This is a genomic window from Paenibacillus sp. E194, assembly GCF_000935845.1.
In the GTDB taxonomy this organism is placed as follows: domain Bacteria; phylum Bacillota; class Bacilli; order Paenibacillales; family Paenibacillaceae; genus Paenibacillus_B; species Paenibacillus_B alvei_B.
The window spans coordinates 1-20,746 of the sequence record NZ_JMDX01000004.1; the positions used below are offsets into that span (position 1 = coordinate 1).

17 protein-coding genes and 3 riboswitches are annotated in these 20,746 nt (G+C 46.5%); of the genes, 4 read left to right on the top strand and 13 right to left on the bottom strand.

The window, feature by feature from the left end; all coding sequences use genetic code 11:
* Positions 1-349 (bottom strand): mismatch-specific DNA-glycosylase (locus AZ66_RS01030; protein ID WP_044353223.1); only part of this gene is annotated, 349 nt, incomplete at its 3' end.
* 290 nt (positions 350-639) lie between these two features.
* Between AZ66_RS01030 and AZ66_RS30315 the strand changes: the two genes are divergently transcribed.
* Positions 640-843 (top strand): cold-shock protein, encoded by a 204-nt coding sequence (locus tag AZ66_RS30315; RefSeq protein ID WP_082061398.1) that lies wholly within the window; start codon positions 640-642, stop codon positions 841-843.
* A 141-nt stretch (positions 844-984) separates the two neighbouring features.
* On the opposite strand, the gene AZ66_RS01035 is transcribed toward AZ66_RS30315, so the two are convergent.
* On the bottom strand, positions 985-1,299 hold the full coding sequence (locus AZ66_RS01035; protein WP_044353264.1) for a YbjQ family protein: 315 nt from the start codon (positions 1,297-1,299) through the stop codon (positions 985-987).
* Positions 1,300-1,639: 340 nt separating this feature from the next.
* Between AZ66_RS01035 and AZ66_RS01040 the strand changes: the two genes are divergently transcribed.
* On the top strand, positions 1,640-2,458 hold the full coding sequence (locus AZ66_RS01040) for a hypothetical protein (protein ID WP_044353224.1): 819 nt from the start codon (positions 1,640-1,642) through the stop codon (positions 2,456-2,458).
* A gap of 153 nt (positions 2,459-2,611) precedes the next feature.
* On the opposite strand, the gene AZ66_RS01045 is transcribed toward AZ66_RS01040, so the two are convergent.
* The 4 genes from AZ66_RS01045 to AZ66_RS01060 all read right to left on the bottom strand — a co-directional run bounded on the left by AZ66_RS01045 (position 2,612) and on the right by AZ66_RS01060 (position 5,627).
* The gene (locus tag AZ66_RS01045) at positions 2,612-3,262 is read right to left on the bottom strand and encodes a TVP38/TMEM64 family protein (RefSeq protein WP_044353225.1); all 651 of its coding nucleotides are present in this window, start codon (positions 3,260-3,262) and stop codon (positions 2,612-2,614) included.
* A gap of 312 nt (positions 3,263-3,574) precedes the next feature.
* The gene (locus AZ66_RS01050) at positions 3,575-3,775 is read right to left on the bottom strand and encodes a cold-shock protein (RefSeq protein ID WP_005543633.1); all 201 of its coding nucleotides are present in this window, start codon (positions 3,773-3,775) and stop codon (positions 3,575-3,577) included.
* Between the two features lie 240 nt (positions 3,776-4,015).
* Positions 4,016-4,726, bottom strand: coding sequence for an ABC transporter permease (locus tag AZ66_RS01055; protein ID WP_331436875.1), 711 nt, complete (start codon positions 4,724-4,726; stop codon positions 4,016-4,018).
* The gene (locus tag AZ66_RS01060; RefSeq protein ID WP_021262645.1) at positions 4,704-5,627 is read right to left on the bottom strand and encodes an ABC transporter ATP-binding protein; all 924 of its coding nucleotides are present in this window, start codon (positions 5,625-5,627) and stop codon (positions 4,704-4,706) included. Before AZ66_RS01060 ends, AZ66_RS01055 begins: the two co-directional genes overlap by 23 nt.
* A 433-nt stretch (positions 5,628-6,060) precedes the next feature.
* Positions 6,061-6,148, top strand: a riboswitch (cyclic di-GMP riboswitch).
* Between the two features lie 151 nt (positions 6,149-6,299).
* On the opposite strand from AZ66_RS01060, the gene AZ66_RS29565 reads away from it, so the two are divergent.
* Positions 6,300-10,493, top strand: a complete 4,194-nt coding sequence (locus AZ66_RS29565; RefSeq protein WP_052648330.1) for a MucBP domain-containing protein — start codon at positions 6,300-6,302, stop codon at positions 10,491-10,493.
* Positions 10,494-10,569: 76 nt separating this feature from the next.
* Here the strand turns inward: AZ66_RS29565 and AZ66_RS01070 are convergent, their stop codons facing one another.
* Positions 10,570-11,223: an anthrax toxin lethal factor-related metalloendopeptidase gene (locus AZ66_RS01070; RefSeq protein WP_044353226.1), complete on the bottom strand. Its 654-nt coding sequence runs from the start codon at positions 11,221-11,223 to the stop codon at positions 10,570-10,572.
* Positions 11,224-11,284: 61 nt separating this feature from the next.
* Positions 11,285-11,370: riboswitch (cyclic di-GMP riboswitch) on the bottom strand.
* 104 nt (positions 11,371-11,474) lie between these two features.
* A riboswitch (cyclic di-GMP riboswitch) is annotated at positions 11,475-11,560 on the bottom strand.
* Positions 11,561-11,795: 235 nt separating this feature from the next.
* A complete protein-coding gene (locus AZ66_RS01075) occupies positions 11,796-14,858 on the bottom strand; it encodes a copper amine oxidase N-terminal domain-containing protein (RefSeq protein ID WP_044353227.1) in 3,063 nt (1,020 codons plus the stop codon).
* A gap of 290 nt (positions 14,859-15,148) precedes the next feature.
* Here AZ66_RS01075 and AZ66_RS01080 point away from each other — a divergent pair, with 290 nt between their 5' ends.
* On the top strand, positions 15,149-16,108 hold the full coding sequence (locus AZ66_RS01080) for an NAD-dependent epimerase/dehydratase family protein (protein WP_044353228.1): 960 nt from the start codon (positions 15,149-15,151) through the stop codon (positions 16,106-16,108).
* An 84-nt stretch (positions 16,109-16,192) separates the two neighbouring features.
* On the opposite strand, the gene AZ66_RS01085 is transcribed toward AZ66_RS01080, so the two are convergent.
* The 5 genes from AZ66_RS01085 to AZ66_RS01105 form a co-directional block, all read right to left on the bottom strand.
* Entirely contained in the window at positions 16,193-16,408 is a 216-nt protein-coding gene (locus tag AZ66_RS01085) for a cold-shock protein (protein ID WP_044353229.1), read from the bottom strand.
* 203 nt (positions 16,409-16,611) lie between these two features.
* Positions 16,612-17,259 carry a ribonuclease H gene (gene rnhA, locus AZ66_RS01090; RefSeq protein ID WP_044353267.1) on the bottom strand — a complete coding sequence of 216 codons (648 nt, stop codon included), beginning with the start codon at positions 17,257-17,259 and terminating at the stop codon, positions 16,612-16,614.
* A gap of 128 nt (positions 17,260-17,387) precedes the next feature.
* Positions 17,388-17,624: a DUF6953 family protein gene (locus tag AZ66_RS01095; RefSeq protein WP_021262652.1), complete on the bottom strand. Its 237-nt coding sequence runs from the start codon at positions 17,622-17,624 to the stop codon at positions 17,388-17,390.
* A 151-nt stretch (positions 17,625-17,775) separates the two neighbouring features.
* Complete coding sequence (locus AZ66_RS01100) at positions 17,776-19,299, bottom strand: serine hydrolase domain-containing protein (protein ID WP_044353230.1); 1,524 nt, start codon at positions 19,297-19,299, stop codon at positions 17,776-17,778.
* The gene (locus tag AZ66_RS01105; protein ID WP_044353231.1) at positions 19,296-20,666 is read right to left on the bottom strand and encodes an FtsX-like permease family protein; all 1,371 of its coding nucleotides are present in this window, start codon (positions 20,664-20,666) and stop codon (positions 19,296-19,298) included. The genes AZ66_RS01100 and AZ66_RS01105 overlap by 4 nt, the downstream gene beginning before the upstream one ends.
* Positions 20,667-20,746 lie beyond the last annotated feature (80 nt).

Consider the following 20,746-nt stretch of genomic DNA (forward strand, 5'->3'; position numbering starts at 1 on the left):
ACTTCTCATACACACCCTTACCAACAAAGCATACAGCCCTCGGCTTATACATCTCAATTTTCTGACGAAGCAGCTGGCGCCCTTCCGCATACTCCTCTGCCGTTATCTCCGCAGCCTCTCTAGTCGGACGGGCTACAATATTCGTAAAACCATAGCCTAATTCAATCAGATCGCCATCTTCCTCTGCCCGGAACAACCTTGGAGTCAGACCTGCTCGATAAATGATCTGCCAGAATCGATTGCGTGGATTCGCATAATGATGCCCCGTCGCCCCTGATCTCAAGCTGGGATTAAAGCCAACGAACACAATACGCAGATGCGGTGCAAGATGATCGGGAATGGAATCCATCGACATGACCTCCTTCACTTATTTACAACATCATGAGAAATTAGAAAATTTGGCATATTTTTCGAAGTTGGCTCACATAATAGAAGAGCGGCAACTTGCGAAAACGCTCGTGAGCTGCATAACATTCGTTTTCACTGTACCGACTGCGCTTGCAGACATACTTGGAACTTGCCGAGTCAACCGTGAATAGAAGGGCTGTCCATAGGGGCAGTTCTTTTCATTCAGCCCGCGCTTTTATTTATCCCATCTCATCAGCGCGCACAAATAAAAGGAGGGTTCTACCATGTACTATGCAAAAAAACCAACCCGAGCCAGTCCCCGAGGAGCAAACATCCATCTGGCAATGCAGTCAGGACGGCTGCTCCTGTTGGATGCGGGAGAACTTCACATTCGACGACACTCCCATTTGCCCGATTTGCCAATCTACAATGGTTGAATCGTCGCGTATGCTCCCTACACTAACAAACAACACCAATTATGCCCACACGAAGTAGAATCGCTCAGCTTCGACGTCCGCGGCTGGCTTCATCCGTCTATGGACTGGGGCTGGCCGCATTTTTTTACAGCGAGAGGTCTGTGCGCTCACAATGAGACACAGACCTCTTGATTGTTCTTATTATGTTCTATCGCTTGTACTAACGAATAACGACTGCGGTACCGCTTACTGCAACCATCAACATGCCTTCTCGCACCACTTCATAATCTACGTCAATGCCGACAATTGCGTTAGCGCCGAGTCGTCTTGCCGCATCCTTCATTTCTTCCATCGCAATGACACGCGCTTCCTTCAATTTGCTCTCATATGCACCAGAGCGACCGCCTACTACATCGCGAACAGAGGCAAGGAAGTCCCGTACGACGTTGGCGCCCATAATTGTCTCTCCCGTTACAATATCTCTATATTCTACAATTTCTCTGCCTTGAATTGTTGGTGTTGTCGTTACGATCATCATTTCATTCCTCCTAAGGGTAGGGTAACTTGAAGTTCTTCACATTCACTGTTTTCTATAGTATCCAGTATACAACGTGCCATTCACAGTACCTATTGATTAATATGACAATCCACCCTCATTTACTTACATTTTTGCAACATGCATCTGTTGAGCATCTTCTTTGTCTAATCAGATATCCAGACTACCTTGACAAGACTCTATTTAATTGGTTATATTTTACATGTGAATAATATATCGTAATTTCTTGCGACGGAAGCACCCGTAGGAATGGGCAATCATGCCCTTCTTGCGGGTTTTTTTGTTGTCCTGAAGTTAACGACCAAGAGGAGGTTTACGAATGAAACAGAGAAGTTGGAAAGTCTTAGCATCGCTGCTCGCCGTGTTGCTTCTACAGCCATTACTATCAACTGCAACGCAAGCAGCAAGCAAGGAATTGTCCCCCACAGCGAAGAGTGCATTGACGAAGATGGCTGAATCCGCAGCTTCCACCCAAGCAAGCTCCATAAACTCCATGTACAGCGAGCTCATTTCCTTGCAAAGTCAGAGCCTGCAGCGAGACAGCACCCTGAAGCAGATGCAAGCAAAAAACAAAGAAAACCTGACCAATGTACGAAGTAAGCTCCAACACTGGGATACCGACAAGATTAATAAACTAGAAGCCTCTCTGAAGCAAACAAGACAACGCTACGAGCCGCTATTCGCTTCATATCAGCTCCTGAACGATCAGCTATCCCGCATGGGCTCCAAAAAAGACGACAAAAAAGAAATGCTGCGCAAGCAGCGCGATATCGTGAAGGCCGCAGTGCAATTAGCTCGAATGGACATTAAAACAAAGGTAGAAGCAGTAAAGAAGGCACGTGAGAGCAAATCGAAATTCGTAAAACGCGTACGTGATATTCTGGCAGGCATCAATACCGTGAATGCCCAAATGAAATCAGAACGAAGCACGGTTAGTGAGTTACAGAAACGCACTACGCCACTATGGTCATCGCTAAACCAAGCAATCAAGAAGGGTGATGCCAAAAGTTCACTTCAATCGCTAACATCCCTCGTCTCCCTAATTCGTCAAATCGATCAGTCCAAAAAGAAGCTAGAGCAGCACGAGTCCCGTATTACGGAAATTATAAACAAAGCAAAAGGCGGCTTCACTTCATGACTTTCACAACCTACGGTTCCCCCAATCCAACTACAGGATGGTCGCAAAAAATCCCCGGAGTTATCCGGGGATCATCATTCACATGCAGCTGCGACGGTAACTAGACGGAAAGAAGCAATCATTCTGCCTCCAGCCGAGACCCTAATCGCCGTTCTATACTGACTGTTTATGCTGTTCTAAGGCAGTGTCTGGGTGCTCTTCTTCATCAGAAGTATGCCGCGTGAAGCGTGCTTCAATTTTTTTGCTAATCAACAGTGACAAGCCTATAAACAGGACGACAAAAATAAGTTGCAGCGGATGATCAATAAATCGTTGTATATCGTGGCCAATATAGGATACGGAGAACACCATAAGCGCCTTACCAAAGAGAATAGCGATGAAGAAGGAGCGGATGCGCATGCGAGCAACAGCCGCGACCATATTAATAAGGACGAAAGGACCTACTGGGAAAATACTAAGCAAGAAGACATAACTGAATGCATTATGACGCACCCACAGCATGCTCTTCTTCACCTTCGGCTTCTCAGCCCAGCGAGCGAGCAACGGGTGGCCTGCTGCCTTGCGCACAATGAGGAACGTCAGCATGCAGCCGCTCACGATTCCAATCCATGAATAGAGAAATCCGAGCCACAACCCATATACTGCAGCATTTACACCTACAATAACGAGGGTAGGCAGCGGCGGAATAAAGGACTTCATGAACGTCAGTAATATGCCCGGCAGCGGCCCGAAGGAACGGAATTGCTCCAACAGCGCCTTCAAATGCTCTTCGGTAAAATAAGAAGTTATCTCGGATAGTTCCATGTTGTACGTATCCACCAGCCTCTATATTTATCTGTCCGAAATGGCCCAAAATGATTGCCATTGTCATACGAGATGGAAGCTGCCATAAGCTCGCTTCGAACAATAGCATAACATACTTCATCCCCGCTATACTGCCTCCCCCAACAAAAAAGATCGACAAATAAATGGCGTGGCTGCGAACAGAACAAAAACGAAGCGGAAACACAAAGAGCCGCCCCAGAGGGCGGCTCTTTGCTATTCATACGGCATCTCTTCCGCATAAATTAATAAATGCCCCAAACCTAGGTCTGGGGCATTGAGATTACGTGTGTCTTACAGCTTTACAACGTTCTCAGCTTGTGGTCCACGGTTGCCTTCAACTACGTTGAACTCAACGCGTTGGCCTTCGTCCAACGTTTTGAAGCCGTCGCCAGTGATTGCGGAGAAATGTACGAATACATCGTTGCCGCCTTCAACTTCGATAAAACCGAAACCTTTTTCTGCGTTGAACCATTTAACTGTACCTGTTTGCATGAACAAATACCTCCTAAAATTTACATGACCTCTTATTTACATAAATAAATAAAATTCACATATTGGACAAGGTTATTCTACCTTCAAAATAACCCTCTGCAATATGTGAATCAGGTCAAATTTGAATATAGTCATCTTACCACATGGTTACCCAAATAGCAATTCCTGTTTTTTAATTTGTTTATATTTCCGTTGTCCAAGCCCCTCCCTGAGGCTCGGACAATGTATTGAAGCTCAATTTTAGTTGCCTACATCTACATGATCAACCTTCTTAATCGTCATAAACGTTACGAATGCACCAATCAATGCCAGAATAATCGGAATGATAATAATTGAATTCAGCGATACTCCCCCATTATTCGAGCACACGATAGAAACAATGAGCAAGGAAGACATGATCGTAGTCGGAGTCGAATATTTCTTCATGCCGAAATATAGCGGAATGAGGCTCATAATGCTTGCAGCCATTGCATTCATGATCAACTTCAAGGCCCCTCCCCCAATTATCGACAAAGTCAGGGGCTCTTGTATAATGGGCACAATTGTATTTGCTGTCAACAAGATCGCGTTGAGCACAATTTCAGACACAACAATATTGCTAAATGTGAAAATGGCGATAATGGCCAACTTGCTTAGGAGGATCTTTTTCCGACTTATTGGATACATAAATAGGATGTTTATTGTCTTTGATTTATATTCATCAATAATGAACCGAGATATCAATACTGCTGCAAAAACGATAAATATCATTCGTACAAATGAATCCACACCCACAAAAAGGGAAGTATAATCCGCGAAAACAACTTCTTCCATCATGTTAGGACTGTATAACATTAAGAATAAGATGGCGATCGCGACAATATTTGCAATAATTGCATTTCGAATATACCCTCCTATGTGATGCTTGCGAAGCTCCAAACCTATCAAATTACGCAACATGATCGCCCCCATCCAACAAAGATAAGAAGTATTCCTCTAGGGAGCTGTTTTTCTTATGGATCGATTCGATTAAGATATCGTTCATGACCAGTTCCTTAGTCAGCACTCCCTGCTGGATATTCGGATCATATACTCGAATCATGCGCTCGTCCATGACTCGTATATTGTGTATACCTAGTTTATCCTCGAGCAGGAACGCAGCTCGCGTGCAATCCTTCGTCACAATCTCAATATATTCGCTATTTTTCATACGAACCTCATCCATAGAGACTTCTGCAATTAATCGACCATTATTAATGACACCAATCGTATCTGCGACAAGCTCAATTTCGCCAAGTAGATGACTTGATATCAATATCGTTGTACCATATTGTCTGCTCAGCATGAGAAGCAAATCGCGTATTTCCTTAATCCCTATCGGATCCAGCCCATTAATAGGTTCATCCAACAGAAGCAGCTCCGGCTTCGTTGCGATCGCTCTGGCGATACCTAGCCGCTGCTTCATTCCTAGCGAGAAATCCTTGACTGCTTTATTGCCTACATGATTGAGCTTCACCAGCTCCAATGCCTCATCTATGGCCTTCATGTTGTGATATCCCATGTACTCGCAGTGCAGCTCCATATTCTCTCGTGCCGACAGCTTGTCATAAAATACAGGGTATTCGATAATTGTCCCCATCCGAGCCAGCAGATGATACGACTCAGGGGCTAGCGCTTCCCCGAATACTTCAATTTGACCCATTGTAGGCTTAATTAAGTTCGTAATCATTTTCATAATTGTTGTCTTACCGGCTCCATTTGGACCCAAAAATCCATATATCTCTCCTTGACGGATGTTCATATTCACATTCGAGACGACCTCTTTGTCTTGGAACGTCTTCGTCAGATGATGTGTACGTAATAAATACGTCATGCCAGTATCTCCTCCCGCTCAATGCGTGCTTCCCGATGACTTTATTGTATGAGGCATTCCTCTCTAATTCCTTACTCAATCCTTACAAAAATCTTAAGCTCTATTTGCTCTTCATTCAGTCTCACTCGGCACACCGTGGTATTCCTGAAGCCGATTGCTAGATTATCTGCCTCTACTCATTATCGTACGGGCATTGGAGTGATTCAATCCGTTATTTCCATCTGATAGCAATGAATAGTTATAAAGTTGGAGGCATATAGATGGATTATCAGGTATGAATCAACTCTAGTAGGTTAATACTTGTAGTATGTATACAAACTAGTATTTTCTTATCATTGACAAATTGTTCCTCGTAACCTATATTGAGCTTGATAGTTCCCTATGCCTATGATTACAGTCATCTTCGCTTGAATAAGAAGTGTTATGATTGATCAATCGCATAGGGCACACTAATCGAAAGATTAGGCCGCAAAGCTTCGGAGTCTAACGGTTCTACGACCTATGATAGTCCGGCTGCAACTAACAATTCTGTTAATTGCAGCTGGACTTTTTTTATTTATGTGAAGTTCTGGCGGAATTAACTTTCCGTTGAGCTATATAAATAAGAATGAGGAGGCATGGACTCACTTCGGTAGGGGAGGAATAAAATGAAAAAATGAGGTGGCGAATTGAATGAAACGTAGAATAAAGTTGGCCGTAACATGGCTGTGCGTATTTGCCGTGTTCTTCGGATTGATACCGAATGCACTGCAAAGCGCTGAGGCAGCTGGACGTGATCCGATTTGGCCAGAGCCTGGGGCTGTAAAATTAAGCAAGACAGCGAAGCCAACCGGGACGCCAGGAGAGTGGCAGATTACTCTGACCGCCGAAGGAAAGAACGTTGAAGCCGGTGACACCGATGTCGTACTTGTCTTAGACAAGTCAGACAGTATGAAGAACTACAAACGGTTAGACAATGCCAAAAAAGCAGCGGAGAAATTTGTAAACACACTGCTTTTGTCCAACGTCAAAACAAGAATTGCTCTTGTCACGTTTAGCACCAGCGCAGAGGACACATCATCCGGATTTCTTGGTCAGAATGATAAACAGCAGCTCCTGAACAATATTAAGGGTATCTCGGCTTCCGGAGGGACAAACATACAAGGCGCTCTCAACACAGCACATCAGTTACTAGCTACAAAGAGTTCAGCTAAAAATAAATTTATTGTGCTGCTTAGCGACGGTGCGCCAACGTTCAGTTCTCCTGCAAAAAAGGCCGCTCCTTATTCATGGCCCAACAACAAGTATGACTTTGTACTTTCCAACTTTGACTACACCAAGACTATCGGTTCCGGCAACAGCTATGAATTATCCTCTGGCTTGTTCGGGGATCGATACAAGATAGCTAACTATACGGTTAAGGACAATGGAATTCCTACGATATCTCAAGCCAAGACATCCAAGGATGCAGGAATCACCATTTATTCGATCGGGCTCGAGGTTGGCAGTGATGCTAACGCTGTATATGTATTAAAGAACAGCGCTTCAGCAAACAACTATTACCCATCTGACAGCGCAGAGCTGGAGAAGGTTTTCTCTGAACTGGCAGGGAAAATTTCCTACGCGGCTGAAAATGCTATAGTCAAGGATCCGATGGGTGAAATGTTTAACCTTAATTTCAAGGGTAATGCACCTGTTGAAAAGCAAGACTATACAGCATCTCAAGGCACGGTGAAATGGGATGCAGCTTCGGAAACGTTTGTATGGGACGTTGGCAACATTGTAGAGGGAAGTCCGGCAACCCTAACATATACCATCAAAATGGACTCTTCCAAAAATCCAAGTGCCGATGTCAATTACCCGACAAACGGACGAACCACCATGGAATACACAGATGTGAATAGACAACGTACAACAAAAGATTTTGAAGTGCCGCAAGTCAGCTTCGGCAAAGGCTCCATTCTTGTGAAAGGCTACAAGGTAAATGACCAAGGCGAGCCTATTAACGCAGACGGCAAGGTTGTCGAACGTGTGGATCTTGCAGAGCAGTTGTACAGCGGATCTTTCACCATCAACGGTAAGGATGCGCTGGACATAGGGCCGAAATATAAGGTTCCTGCTCCCAAGCTTGATAACTATGTATTGAAAAGGGGTACTGACCCTACAGAAGAAACGTTAACACTGCAGGAACCTAACAAAACGGTATGGTTCGGATATATGCTAGCTCCACAAAAGCTAACGATTAAGTATGTAGATAAGGATTCCGGCAAATCCATCGCTGACGACGATACTTCGATCTCCGGCACCAACGGTCAGACGATTACGTTGAAGGCACTCGACATCCCGGGCTACACGCCTGAGAAGGCGGAAGTAACCTATACCGTCAAAGCTGCGGACAACGTGGTTACCTTCTTCTACAAAGCGAACGCTCAAAAAGTAATCATCAAACATGTCAGCAGTCTTACAAACAGAGAAATCGCTGACCGAACATCTGCACAAGGTGTCACGGGCCAGACGATTACGTTGAAGGCTCTGAGCATTCCAGGCTTTACAGCTGACAAGACTGAAGACAGCTACACGTTCAAGGCCGAGGACAATGTATACACATTCTGGTATACGCCAAGCCAACAGACGCTGACAGTGGAGTATTTGAGTAAAGAGACCAAAGAAACACTCGCAGATTCAGAAACTTATAACCGGCCTACCGGTACGAAGCTTGGGTTGGAAGCCAAAAAGATTCCTGGCTATACGCCTGAGGTTGAAAGAGAGCTTTATACATTCACAGATAAAAACGACACGTACAAATTCTTCTACATCGCGAATCCACAAAAAGTAACCATCCACTACATTGACCAAGACACCAAGCTTCCTATCGCAAAAGATTCTTCGAAAAACGGAAAAACTGGAGAATCAGTAACACTGACTGCACTAGAAGTCACCGGCTACACTCCAGTCAATCCAGAAATCAAATACACGTTCACGGCTGAGGCTAACCAAGAGCATACCTTCTTCTACACCAAGAATGCCCCTGTAGAACGTACGGTTCACGTCCACTATAAAGAGGCAGCTACTGGTGCGGTTCTGAAGGAATCTACTTCGACGAGCGGCAAGGTCGGAGAAACGGTCACACTGAAAGCAGAAGATATTACGATTAATGGTGTAGTTTACGTTCCTGACTCCTATCAGCATGAATACACCATTACAGACCAAGAGGAACAATCCTATACCTTCACCTACACCAAGAAGGACGTTACTCCTCAAGAACGCACCGTGCACGTCCACTATAAGGATGCAGCTACTGGCGCGGTTCTGAAGGAATCTACTTCGACGAGCGGCAAGGTTGGGGCAACCATCACACTGAGAGCAGAAGATATTACAGTTGATGGTGTAATCTACGTGCCAGACCCCTACCAGCATGAATACACAGTCACTGAGCAAGCTGAACAATCCTATACGTTCTTCTACAGCAAGAAAGAGCTGCCAACCTATTTCGTAACTGTTCATCACCTTGAAGAAGGCACGGACGCAGTGCTGCAGGAACCTACTACGGTCAGCGGCAAGTCTGGCGAAGCTGTTCATGTAACAGCAGAGCCAATCTCCGTAGCAGACGCTGTGTATCAGCCTTTAAAATTCAACCATGACATTACGATTGTCGGAACTCCAGAACAACAGTACACGATTTACTACAAAAAGGGCGATCCTGTAGAGGCATTGCTGCTGACGGTACTGCATCTGGATAAGGAGACTCTTGCACCAGTAGCAGAACCAACTTCGTTGAAAGGCAAAGCTGGAGAGCACATCACACTGAAGCCAACACCGATCACAGTGGCAGACGCTGTATACAATCCAGAGCAGTCTACTTACGACTATGTCTTCACTGCAGATGCTTCACAGACGTTCACGATCCTCTACATCAAGAATCCAATCACCCAGCCAGATCAGCAAGTAACGATTAAATATGTGGAGCAAGGAACAGGCAAGCAGCTCGTAAATCCAACGACGAAGAGCGGCAAAGCCGGGGAGAAGGTAGAACTTACGGCAATTTCCATATCGGGGTACACTCCTGTGAAATCCACTGACACTTACACCTTCACCGATAAGGAAGGGCAGGAGTTCATCTTCTATTACACGCAAAACTCAAGTGGCGGAGGCAGCAGCAGTGGCGGCAGTAGTTCCTATTATCCAAGCTCCAAGCCATTACCACCAGTTCCACCATTGCCACCGGTGCCGAAGTTAGAAACGCAATATCATTACAATTACATCAATGGATATCCGGATGGGGAAATCAAGCCGAAAAACCTGATCAGCCGCGAAGAAGTGGCTGCTATCTTCTATCGCTTAATGGAGAATACCACACGGGCCAACTTCTTGAAGGGTACCAACTCTTACAAAGATGTAGCCGAAAAGCGCTGGTCGAACAGACACATCTCCACGATGGAAAATGCAGGGATTATCACTGGATACCCAGATGGCACTTTCCTGCCAGAAAAACCGATTACGAGAGCAGAGTTCGCCGCAATTGCTTCCAGATTCGATAAGCTGAATGAGCAGACGAATACACTGTTCTCCGATATCAGCGGTCATTGGGCAGAGAAATACATTGTATCGGCAGCAAACAAAGGCTGGATTAAGGGTTATCCAGATGGCAAGTTCAAGCCAAATCAGTACATCACTCGTGCCGAAGCAATGGCGTTCATCAACAGCGTACTGAACCGAAAAGTGCACAACGATGATGTCCACAAAGACGCGAAGAAATGGCCGGATATCGCCCCTACGGATTGGTACTATTCCGATGTGATGGAAGCGACGAACTACCATGACTACCACCGCAACAAGGATGAATTCGAATCGTGGGAGAAAGTAAACGCTGATGTCGTGTACCCATAATCGCGACTGAGCACGAATATGCAGCAAAGCGCCTCTTCGACGCATGTCGAGGAGGCGCTTCTTCTATGTAGGGCTCCTAGCTCGCAAACAGCTTAGCCATAAATTCATAAGTTAACGGCATGCTGCTCTTCAAATCGTCCCTTGTCGTATCGCTAAACAAATACAAGCTAGCAGCTTCAGCGAAATACTCCGTTGGATACGTCGAGACATAGCCATCACCTTTATATTTTACACTTGCTTCTTTATTGAAAATGGTATTGAATTCCTCAGTACCACTAATTTCATTGAAAACGAGTCGGTCAACCGCATGCAGTGTCTCGTGAATTTCCAGATTAAACGAATTGTGCCCCTTCCCTTTCTCGCTATACCCGATGCGAACCGCCACAACTCGCTCGCTCACTCCAGGAACATCGTCCCATGTCAATCCAGTGCCTTCCCACCCTCTTGGTACTACTCCCTTCAGGTAAGCAAGTTCTGGCTCGTCCGTAATGGCTCCTTGTGTAAGCTTAATCTTAACTCCTTTACTATATAGAGCATTCAAGACCGATGTCGGAATCTTCTCCAGCCGCTGCTTCATTGCAGCTGCCTCACTTCTATTGTAATCGCCGTTAGGCAATACAACCAGCTTGTCCAGAATAGTCTGCTCCTGCGCTTGAACCGGAACTGCGAATAATGGGCATACGATGATAACAGCAAGAATAAGTGCGACAACACGCTTGTCCCATTTCACGATACATTCTCCTCCCGAAGCGAACAGCTGAATAACCGATTCAACACTGCCCTGCTTCATGATTGGTAACTGGCTGGCTTAGCGAGATTCGCTGTAGCCCCTATAGCTTTGCGTCACCATTTTTCAATGGCTTTGCCCTTGTGCAAATACGGAGTGCATGATATGAAGTTTGCAAGCAATAAAAAAGATCCCCACTTACCGAAATAAGAAGGGATCGTAACGTACATGGACGTTGCCGCTATTCCTCTATAATCGGTAACTGGCTGGCTTAGCGAGATTCGCCGTAGCCCCTATAGCTTTGCGTCGCCATCTTTCGATGGGTTTGCCTTTATCAATATAGACTCTATTGAAATGGAAAATAAATCTATTAGTTCTATATCACTAGATTAATGCTGCTAGAATCGAAAGTCAAGCAGGTAACGGCAAAATTTTACAAGAAAATCGAGTCCTTTTTCCTCCCTATGCCTGAACTTGTCGCATTGTCCCATAACAAAGAGCCCCGATACAATCGGAGCCCCTTCCTCTATGAATCTACCTACTCCATCACTGCCTATAGATTTACTTCGTATGCTCTAGAAGGCTTCACCAGGAATGATTTCATTAGATGCCTTGGACAAATTATTGGCTGTTGCTTGTCGACCATCTGCAATCGACAGAATGAATATACGATAGGCAACACCACTTCGAAGTGCGGATCCTGTAATGTCTTTATCTGAAGAAGTAAGCGTCAGGATACCCTCCTCCGATACCTTCACCACACGATATCCTCCGTTGCGTACCCGATTGGCTTCCGTCAACGTAAAGCTATCTGCGTATCCAGAAGGAACTGCCATTACCGCGTAATAGGCGATGCCCTTGCTATCTGCTGCCTTATCGAACGATACTTTGAGGATTGCTCCTTCCCCTTCCAGAACAGCAGTTACATTCGCCGCTGCCGGAACAGCAGGATCAAGCAGCTTAAACTCCTCGGAAGGAGCAGAGAGAGCATTGGATGCACCTTTCCCACCGGATACAGATAAGATAAATACTCGGTATGCCATCCCTTTCGAGAGCTGCTTGCCGTACACATCACGTGCAGCATCAGGCAGCATCTCCTTCACAGCGCCCGCCTGCTTAGATACCTTCGTATAATTGATTGCCGATACGGTATTTGCAGCAGATAGCTTATAGCCATCTGCCTTCTCCGAAGGAACGATTAGAATTCGATACCCGCCAATTGTGGAATCATTAGCAGGTGCCGAGAAGCTCACTTCCACATCCCGACTATTGCCGCTGTTCTTTGTTCCTTTCACAGCAACATTTGTAACTGTGTCTGCCCCTAGGTTATCCTCCAAGACGATATTTGGAGAAGGTGCTGACAATGCATTGGCTCCGTTGTCATTGTCTCCTACTGACAAAATAAATACTCGATAACTAACACCATTTTTAATGGACGAACCATCCACATCACGAGCATCCGAGGACAACGTCAAAGTATGATTCGCTCCGTTCGTTTTGACAACTGTGTAATTGGATCGCGATACTTCACTAGCCGCAGAGACGCCGAACTGACTTGCATTCGCCGATTTTACGACCAGCACTCTATATTGGCGTATATTCGACTCATCCACTGCTCGGGTATATGCTACCTGCAGATCTCGGCCATCATGATAATCGCTAACATCCTTAACACCCACATTCGTAGCGGAGTATACCTCAGTACGATTCTCCAGTGTAATCGGCCAAGACGGATTAGATAAGGCATTGGAGTAACTGCCCTTCCCAACAGATAAGACAAATACCTGATAACTGATTCCATTTCGAATAGAAGAGCCATCCACATCACGGGCATTGGAAGGCAGCACAATACTTTGATTTCGTCCCGTTGTACTGACAGCGATATAATTTGATCTAGATATTTCATTTGCACCGGACAGCGTAAAACGATTGGCATCTGATGACTTTACGACCATAATTCGATACTGGCTAATATCCGACTCATCCGATGCCCGCTCGAAGCTAACTCGCAAATCACGGCCATCATTATAATCGCTGACATCACTGACCGTTACATTCTTAGACGCCTGAACATTCCCTTTATTGCTGAGTACGATCGCAGAAGATGCTGCGGAGAGTGCAGAAGCATTGCCATCCTTGGCTACTGCCATTACGAATACGCGGTACGTCTCCCCATTGCCAATATAAGATCCCTGTACATCTCGAGCATTGGACGGCAATGTCGTCGTTATGTTGTATCCATTCCGCGCGACATCATAATATCTGCCGGACGGAACTCGGTTCGCATCGGACAGATCGAAGCTTCCGGCATCTCGATTTCTGACTACAAAGATCCGGTAATAGCGCACCTTCGATTCATCGCCGGAGCGAATAAAGCTAACCTGCAAGTCACGGCCATCCCCGTAATTGCCCACATCATCCACTTTTGTAATGGACGGCGCCGCGATCGGACGATCCAGCGTAATAGAGGATGAACCTGCAGACAACGCATGCGGAGACACCTTGCTATTGCTGCTTACAGAGCGTACAAATACGGTATATGAAATATCGCTGCGAATATAATCACCGGATACATCTCTTGAGGAAGAGGAGAGCGTTGTCGCTAACGTAGAATTGGAACCAGATTTGGAGATTGTCGTGTAGAATGAGTTGGGCACAGCATTTGCAGCAGCCGTGTCAAATCGATTGGCATCTCTTGTCTTCACAACGTGGATTTGATAATTCGCAATGTAATCATCATACTGCGGACGTGCAAAGCTGACCTGTAGATCACGGCCATCGCCGTAGTCGGCAACATCGCGTACTTGCACATTGCTTACAGCGGACACTGTTGTGTTCGTTAGTGTTAGGGCTTGGGAAGCTGCAGATAACGCCGACTTGTTCGTGCCTTTGCCTACCGCAAGCACTAACACCGCATAGGATTGACTCTTCTTCAGAAGGTCTCCATCTACATCGCGAGTGTTGGATGTAAGCGACACTTGCTGTGGACCGCCAATCGGGAATGCTACGGTATATTGACCTGCAGGAACAGCTAATGCTTGCGACAAGGTGAATCCATAGACATTCGCGCCCTTCACTACAAATACGCGATAGTGATCCACCGCTGATTCGGTTGCCGATTTCAAGAAGCTGACCTCCACATCACGGCCATCTCCATACTTGCCAGCCGTTTGCGCGCTGACACTTGTTACTGGGGCTACCGTTTTGTTTGCAGGGAGTGTCCGAATATAAACGCTCTGTGATCGCTGATCCCAGCCTACCTCCGCACCAATTGCCTCACTAACGAAGCGTACAGGCACCATGGTTCTCCCTAGCAATGTCTGCGGCGGTACATCAAGTACAACAGCGGAGCCGTTTATGGTCGCTGCCTTGGAGCCGATCTTCAGCACAATGGTAGTATCGTCCTTAATAGCCGTCACCATTTGCTTTCTCTGATCCCACAACACCTTGGCATCAAGCGCTTCGAATATGGCGCGCATCGGAAGCATTGTTCGACCCTGAAGCGTTGTCGGTGGCTGATCCGTAACCAACTTCACCCCATCCATGTAAATGCTGATGGATGCAGCTGCTTGCAGCTGTGTAGGAATGACAAGCAGCAGCATGACGACTGCCACAATCCCTGACAGTATCCTTTTCACCCGTTCCTCCTCCTCGTTCACCAAGCATGATAATCCAATATATGTCTTCCTGATGCCTTCTTAACGTGGCATTCTAGAGAAAGGTTTCGCTCTAAGTTGCAATCATTCAATTTTGGGCTTGCCCTTTTTTTCGCATGGCTTCCATTACTATTCAACAGGATAGTTACTATATAAAATAACCGTACTTTTATTAGAAAAGCAGTTCGATTATGATAACAGCACAGCATGCGCATGTTGAATTCATAATTTCGGAATGTGATGGAGCAAGGCCTAGGAGGAAGGAACACCGTATGAGAGCAATTGTATTCGGAAGCACCGGCTTCATTGGAAGCCATGTCGTAGAGCAACTCCTGCATGCCGGGCATGAGGTTACCGCCGCCGCACGGCATACAAGCAATATCTCATGGCTCAAACAGAGCAGCGCTCAAATCATCCAACTCCATATGGAGAACCGTACAGAACTGGCTTCTGTCATCCAAGGACATGATGTGGTCTACAACTGCACAGCAGATGCGAAGCTGAATTCGACGATACGCTCAGACGCACCCGTAGAAATTCAATTGACGAAATGGTTGACAGAAACTGCAGCCGCGCAAGGAGTAGCCCGCTTCGTTCAGTTAAGCACCATTGTTGTCTATGATTTCCGCAGCAATGAACCAATTGATGAACGATATAATACTCAACCGATATACCCGATACAGCAGTTAGGACTAGCAAGGGAGAAGATCGTACAAGAAGCTGGCCTCCGTAGTGGAATGAAGACGGTGATATTACGTCCGGCAAGCACGATTGGAGTACGCGATCAATCCTCATTCTTCGCCAGAATGTTCGCGGCTCATGCCCGTGATCAGTATCCAATCATCGGAGATGGTTCAGCTAAGGTGTCTCTTGTCGATACTCGCGATATCGGCCGTGCAATGGAGTGGCTCGGCACATCCGGCGGGACAGAGCGGTTTAAAGGAATCTATGTATTGAAAGGGTTCGATACGACTTGGATGCAATTGAAGACGGCTATCGACACTGCTGCTGGCAAGTGCGCTTCCCTTCTACATATCCCCACTGAACGAACTGAGAAACAACGGAAAGCGTATCCTATGTCACCTTTTGCATGGAACACATTAACGACCGACCGCATTTGGGACGATTCGCAAATTCGCCAGCAGGGATTCCAAACCCTCTATTCCATGGAGGAATCGGTTACGGATGCAGTTCGTGATCTGATGACTCGGCAGCAATATGGGGCTTATTAGGTAATGATCTACTTTTAAAAAACAAAAAGGGACACAAAATTCGTGTCCCTTCATAACGAATAAACTTAATCACAAGTAACCCCGTCAACCCTTACTTGATTGAACTGGACTCGTGTTGGCAAGAACGGCTATCTTCTTCTCACCCTTGACCATAGCAGACTTGCATTGCGGACATGTCGGTTCATTAGAAAAAGTGAAATTATCCCGCATCCATCCATTACAATCTTCACTTGAACATATCCACACCAATGTGTTTTCCATCGGTACATCTTCTTGTGATTTCTTCCGCGAGCTGTACATAACCCCATCTCTCCTCACATGATATGTTGTTACGCCGACTGTAAATATAAAAGCCCCAAACGTCATGTTCGGGGCATGTTATTGCGACTACAGCCGAATCAGTATGGTTCCATTATACCATACTTCTAGATTAATCTGTGTAAAAAGTGGATCTCCATTCCAATTCTGAATCAACCTGTACAAAAATCTCAGTTGAGAAGTGGCTATTTCCTGCCGTAATCAGCCTTAATCTCGCCCCAATGCTCGGTTTCCCATTTCAAGATTTTATTACTGTAGGTGTTCGTCTGCAGCCAATGAAGCGCCCGGTCTACTAAATTCCACACTTCCCGCGTCGATTCATTGCGAACAAGCGTTGTCGCCACTTTCCTCTCGCGTACCCACTTCATCGCGGTTCGCGAATCACTGTATATGGTCTTATTGCTGCCTTGCTGCTTGAGGTAAGCCAAAGAATGCACGATGGCAAGGAACTCGCCTAGGTTGTTCGTTCCATTGGGAATAGGGCCCTTTGCAAAGATCACTTCTCCTGTCTTCGTATCTACTCCCTGATACTCGATCGGCCCTGGATTCCCTCTCGTCCCTACATCTACGGAAATGCTGTTATAATCAATCTCCGATTTGGATACGGAAGCAGCAGCCCCAGCGGACTTCCCAGAAGCCCCCTTCTTCGCAGCGCCTTGACCCCAATGCTTCTTCCAGCCTTCCCGATAGGCCTTCTCCGCTTCGCTCTTGGAGGTATAGGACTTATACTTCGCGTCCTTGTAATTGCTCACTTGCGCTTGGCATTCCGGCCAGCTCGTATAGATTCCTGGCTTACTGCCTTCCCATACCACATAGTATTTCTGCTGCGCCATAACTCGTACCGCTCCTTCACCTTCTACTTCTCTATTGACTGCGGCAGCTGCCACTCCACCAGAAATACAGAGGAACATGTTGTTCCTCATGATCCAGCGTTAGTTGCTCCATCTCTATTACGCCAATCTTATGTCCATCCCCAGCAAAATCCGTCTCTGTCCCATGCGACTTTGCCGCGATGCAGCTTACGGAACGCCTTCTTCACTTCCTTGTCGAGCGAAGCATTCCCATTCTCGTTCACATATACGAAATGCTCCCCGAAGTGCGTCTTCACATATTCAATGACATCGCTCTGATAAGCGACACCCTTCGTTCTAATTTCATCGATCATCCATTCCGCTACTTGCTGAGCTGTGTATTCCACAAACATTCCACTCCTAATTCGTATCGATACTTGCATGCCTGTTCTCATTATAAATGAGCCCGCATCATATTCCTAATGTGCTCCACAAATTATCCCTAATAAAAAAGCCGTCGGTATCCGACAGCTTTTCCCACTCTTTATACGTAATCCATTATTCCGTTTTCGTCGTAACGATTTTCAAGGCACCGTAGATAAACCATCCTGTAAACATCGCTGCCAAGCAGTACGCGGTAAGGACAATCGTCGGCGGAGACCATACGGCGATAAACGACCATGGCATGCCCCTAAGGAATAAGTTTGGAAGCGCAAGCACCAAACAAATCCCCCCTGCACACACAAGTAACAAGGCTACAAATCCTATTAATCGCATAACACCCAGCGAAACTAAGACACGCTTCCGTCTCGCGATACTCCAGACGAGCCTTCCACCTGCCAGCCATCCCAGCAGGGCAAGTCCTCCTGTAATCCCAGCTGCATTTGTTGCTTCTTGATCCAGGGCCTGCATCCGATCATTCGGTACCGGATTGCTGAGGTTATCTCCCTTCCACAGCGTTAGCACGCTTTGGCCAATAGCAGCCGTAGCATCGCTCATCACATTGGCCATAACAGCAACGCCGAGCTGCCGATCCTGCTGCAAAATGATGTAAGAGGAGAAGGAAGGGTTTGCGCCCGCATGCATAATAAGATTCTGATCCTCCCCGATACTCCATCCGCTTGCATAGTAGGTATCATCGATCGGCGCTACGGATTTGTCGGGCATATGCGATTCTTGCACTAATGCCTTGCTTACCTGCTCATTCAACCCATATCCGAGCTGTGCGTTCATCCATTTCGCAATATCAATACTGTTGCTTACTAGATATCCGGCTGGGTTATTGCCGCGATAAATTGGCGGGTGATATTCTCTTGGCTTCAGAAAACCCACTCGGTATCCGGTCGCCATCTCGCTAGGCAGAACTGGCTGGATGCCGGCGAATGAATCTGTCATACCAAGCGGCTCAAGCACATGCTGCTTTATATACGCTTCATAAGACTGCTTCGTTACCTGCTCGATAACTAGTCCCAGCACATCATAGTTAATCGTCGCATACTCATGTGAGCTGCCCAGCTTACGATCCAATTGTTGTCCCAGCAGCAACCGCACCGTTTTTTCTAATGCACGATCCGTATCGTCTTCGGGGATTAAGGCTATCGTCCGGGCCGATATTCCGCTTGTGTGATACAGCAGCTGACCAATCGTAATCGCGGCCGGCTTTCCTTCATTATTTATGGTGAACCACGGCAGGTATTTTCTGACGTCATCCATCCGGTTAATCAATCCTGCCTTTTCAAGCTGTAAAATGGCTAGTCCCGTAAAGGCCTTAGTCGTAGACCCTAATTCGAACAATGTATGTTCTGTCACAGGCTCCTTTGAATCCAGATCGGCATAGCCAAATCCTTTTTCAAACACTGTCTTTCCCTTCTCAACAATAACAACGGACATGCCCGGAATTTGACTGCGCTCCCGTTGTTCCTCAATAAATTGCTCAATCTTTTTGGTGCTAGACGTGTACTCCACCTTCGCTTGTTCCGCTGCAGCATAAGGCAGTGTACAGGTTGCCATTACAAGTACGACTAACATCACACAACCAACAATGGCAGCCATTTCCCAGAAACCAGTTCGTGCTGTATTCATAAATTTCTCCCCATTCTGTGCCCAAAGGCACCTCGCAGTATGCTATTTGTGTAATCATGGCAAGTGATCAAAAAATAAATCGTGTGCATGACCAGGTAAATGCCGATAACGGCGAATGAATAGCTCCAGTTGGATAGCATCAAGAGATTGTCCAATGCCTTCATAGCAATCAAGGCATGAACGGTACCAACGATACAGGGAGCAAAGAAGAGAATACCGATTTGGGCCATAACAATGCCACGAATTTCGCCTTCCGTCAAGCCGATCCGAGACAGTGCCTTGCAATGCGCCTGATCCTCTCGAAGCTCGGTAAATAGCTTGAAATAAATCACGCTGCCCGCCGCCATAAAAAATAACAAGCTCATGAACAGCCCAATGAACATCGTCAACCCCATCAGGCCCTGCGCATTCTCGTACTGCGTCCGATAGCCGTCGAACTGGACGGCCCGCTTCATCATGTAAACTGCACCCGATGCCGTCACCATGACCGCACTCAGCATCGACACGAGAAACAGCATCATTGCATTACTCTTCAGTCTGGAACTCAGCTGACCAACGATAATCATCGTGGTACGACGGTAATAGAATCTTGAACTTCTCTGTACAGAGTGCAGTACTAACAAGCTGAACTGGGTGAAGAACAGATACGTACCGATCGTTACTGAAATCATAACCGGCATGGCCAACAACGGGAAATTCCTCATATTTATGCTAAGTGCCAATCCATAAGCCGTTCCTAAGCAGATGACTGCCAGAGCTGCGAGTCCATGAGAAAAGTCGGCTTGTTCTGCTGGTTTTCTTGAAGCTTCAAGCATATCAACGATCTTGCCATGGCCTGTCTTGCAGGCAGCCCATACAGATATAACCGCGAACAACAATGCAAAGCAGACAACGGTCAAGCCTAATGCCTCCATAGGTACGGTAAATAGGATCGATACCTCCCGATCTAGCAGCACTTCCAACGTCATGAAGAACAGCTTACTGAATGCGATGCCTGAGCCGATGCCCAGCCCAATGGCCGACACGGCAATGCCTGCATGCTCGTACACGATCAGTCTGCGCAGCTGCCATCGTGTCATTCCGAATAAAGTAAGCAGGCCGAATTCCTGCCGTCGCGTCCGGATGAATGCCGAACTAGAATACAGCACGAACAGTACCGAGAATATAATGATGATATACTGGCAAAACATCATGCCCTGCCTCACTGAGTCGGCTCCTAGTATACGGCCGTTCATCACATCAGGATGGAATCGAAACGCGGCAAACATGTAAAACACCATAACGGAAAATGCGCTGCTCAGGAAAAAGGCACAGCATGAACGCCAATTGCCGCGAATGTTGCGCAAAGCAAGAGCTCCAATCGTCATGACCGCTTCCCCCTGAGGGTTTCCTTATTTCCTCGCCGATTGATAGTACTCATCACTCCGGACCTCCCCTGCACAATCTC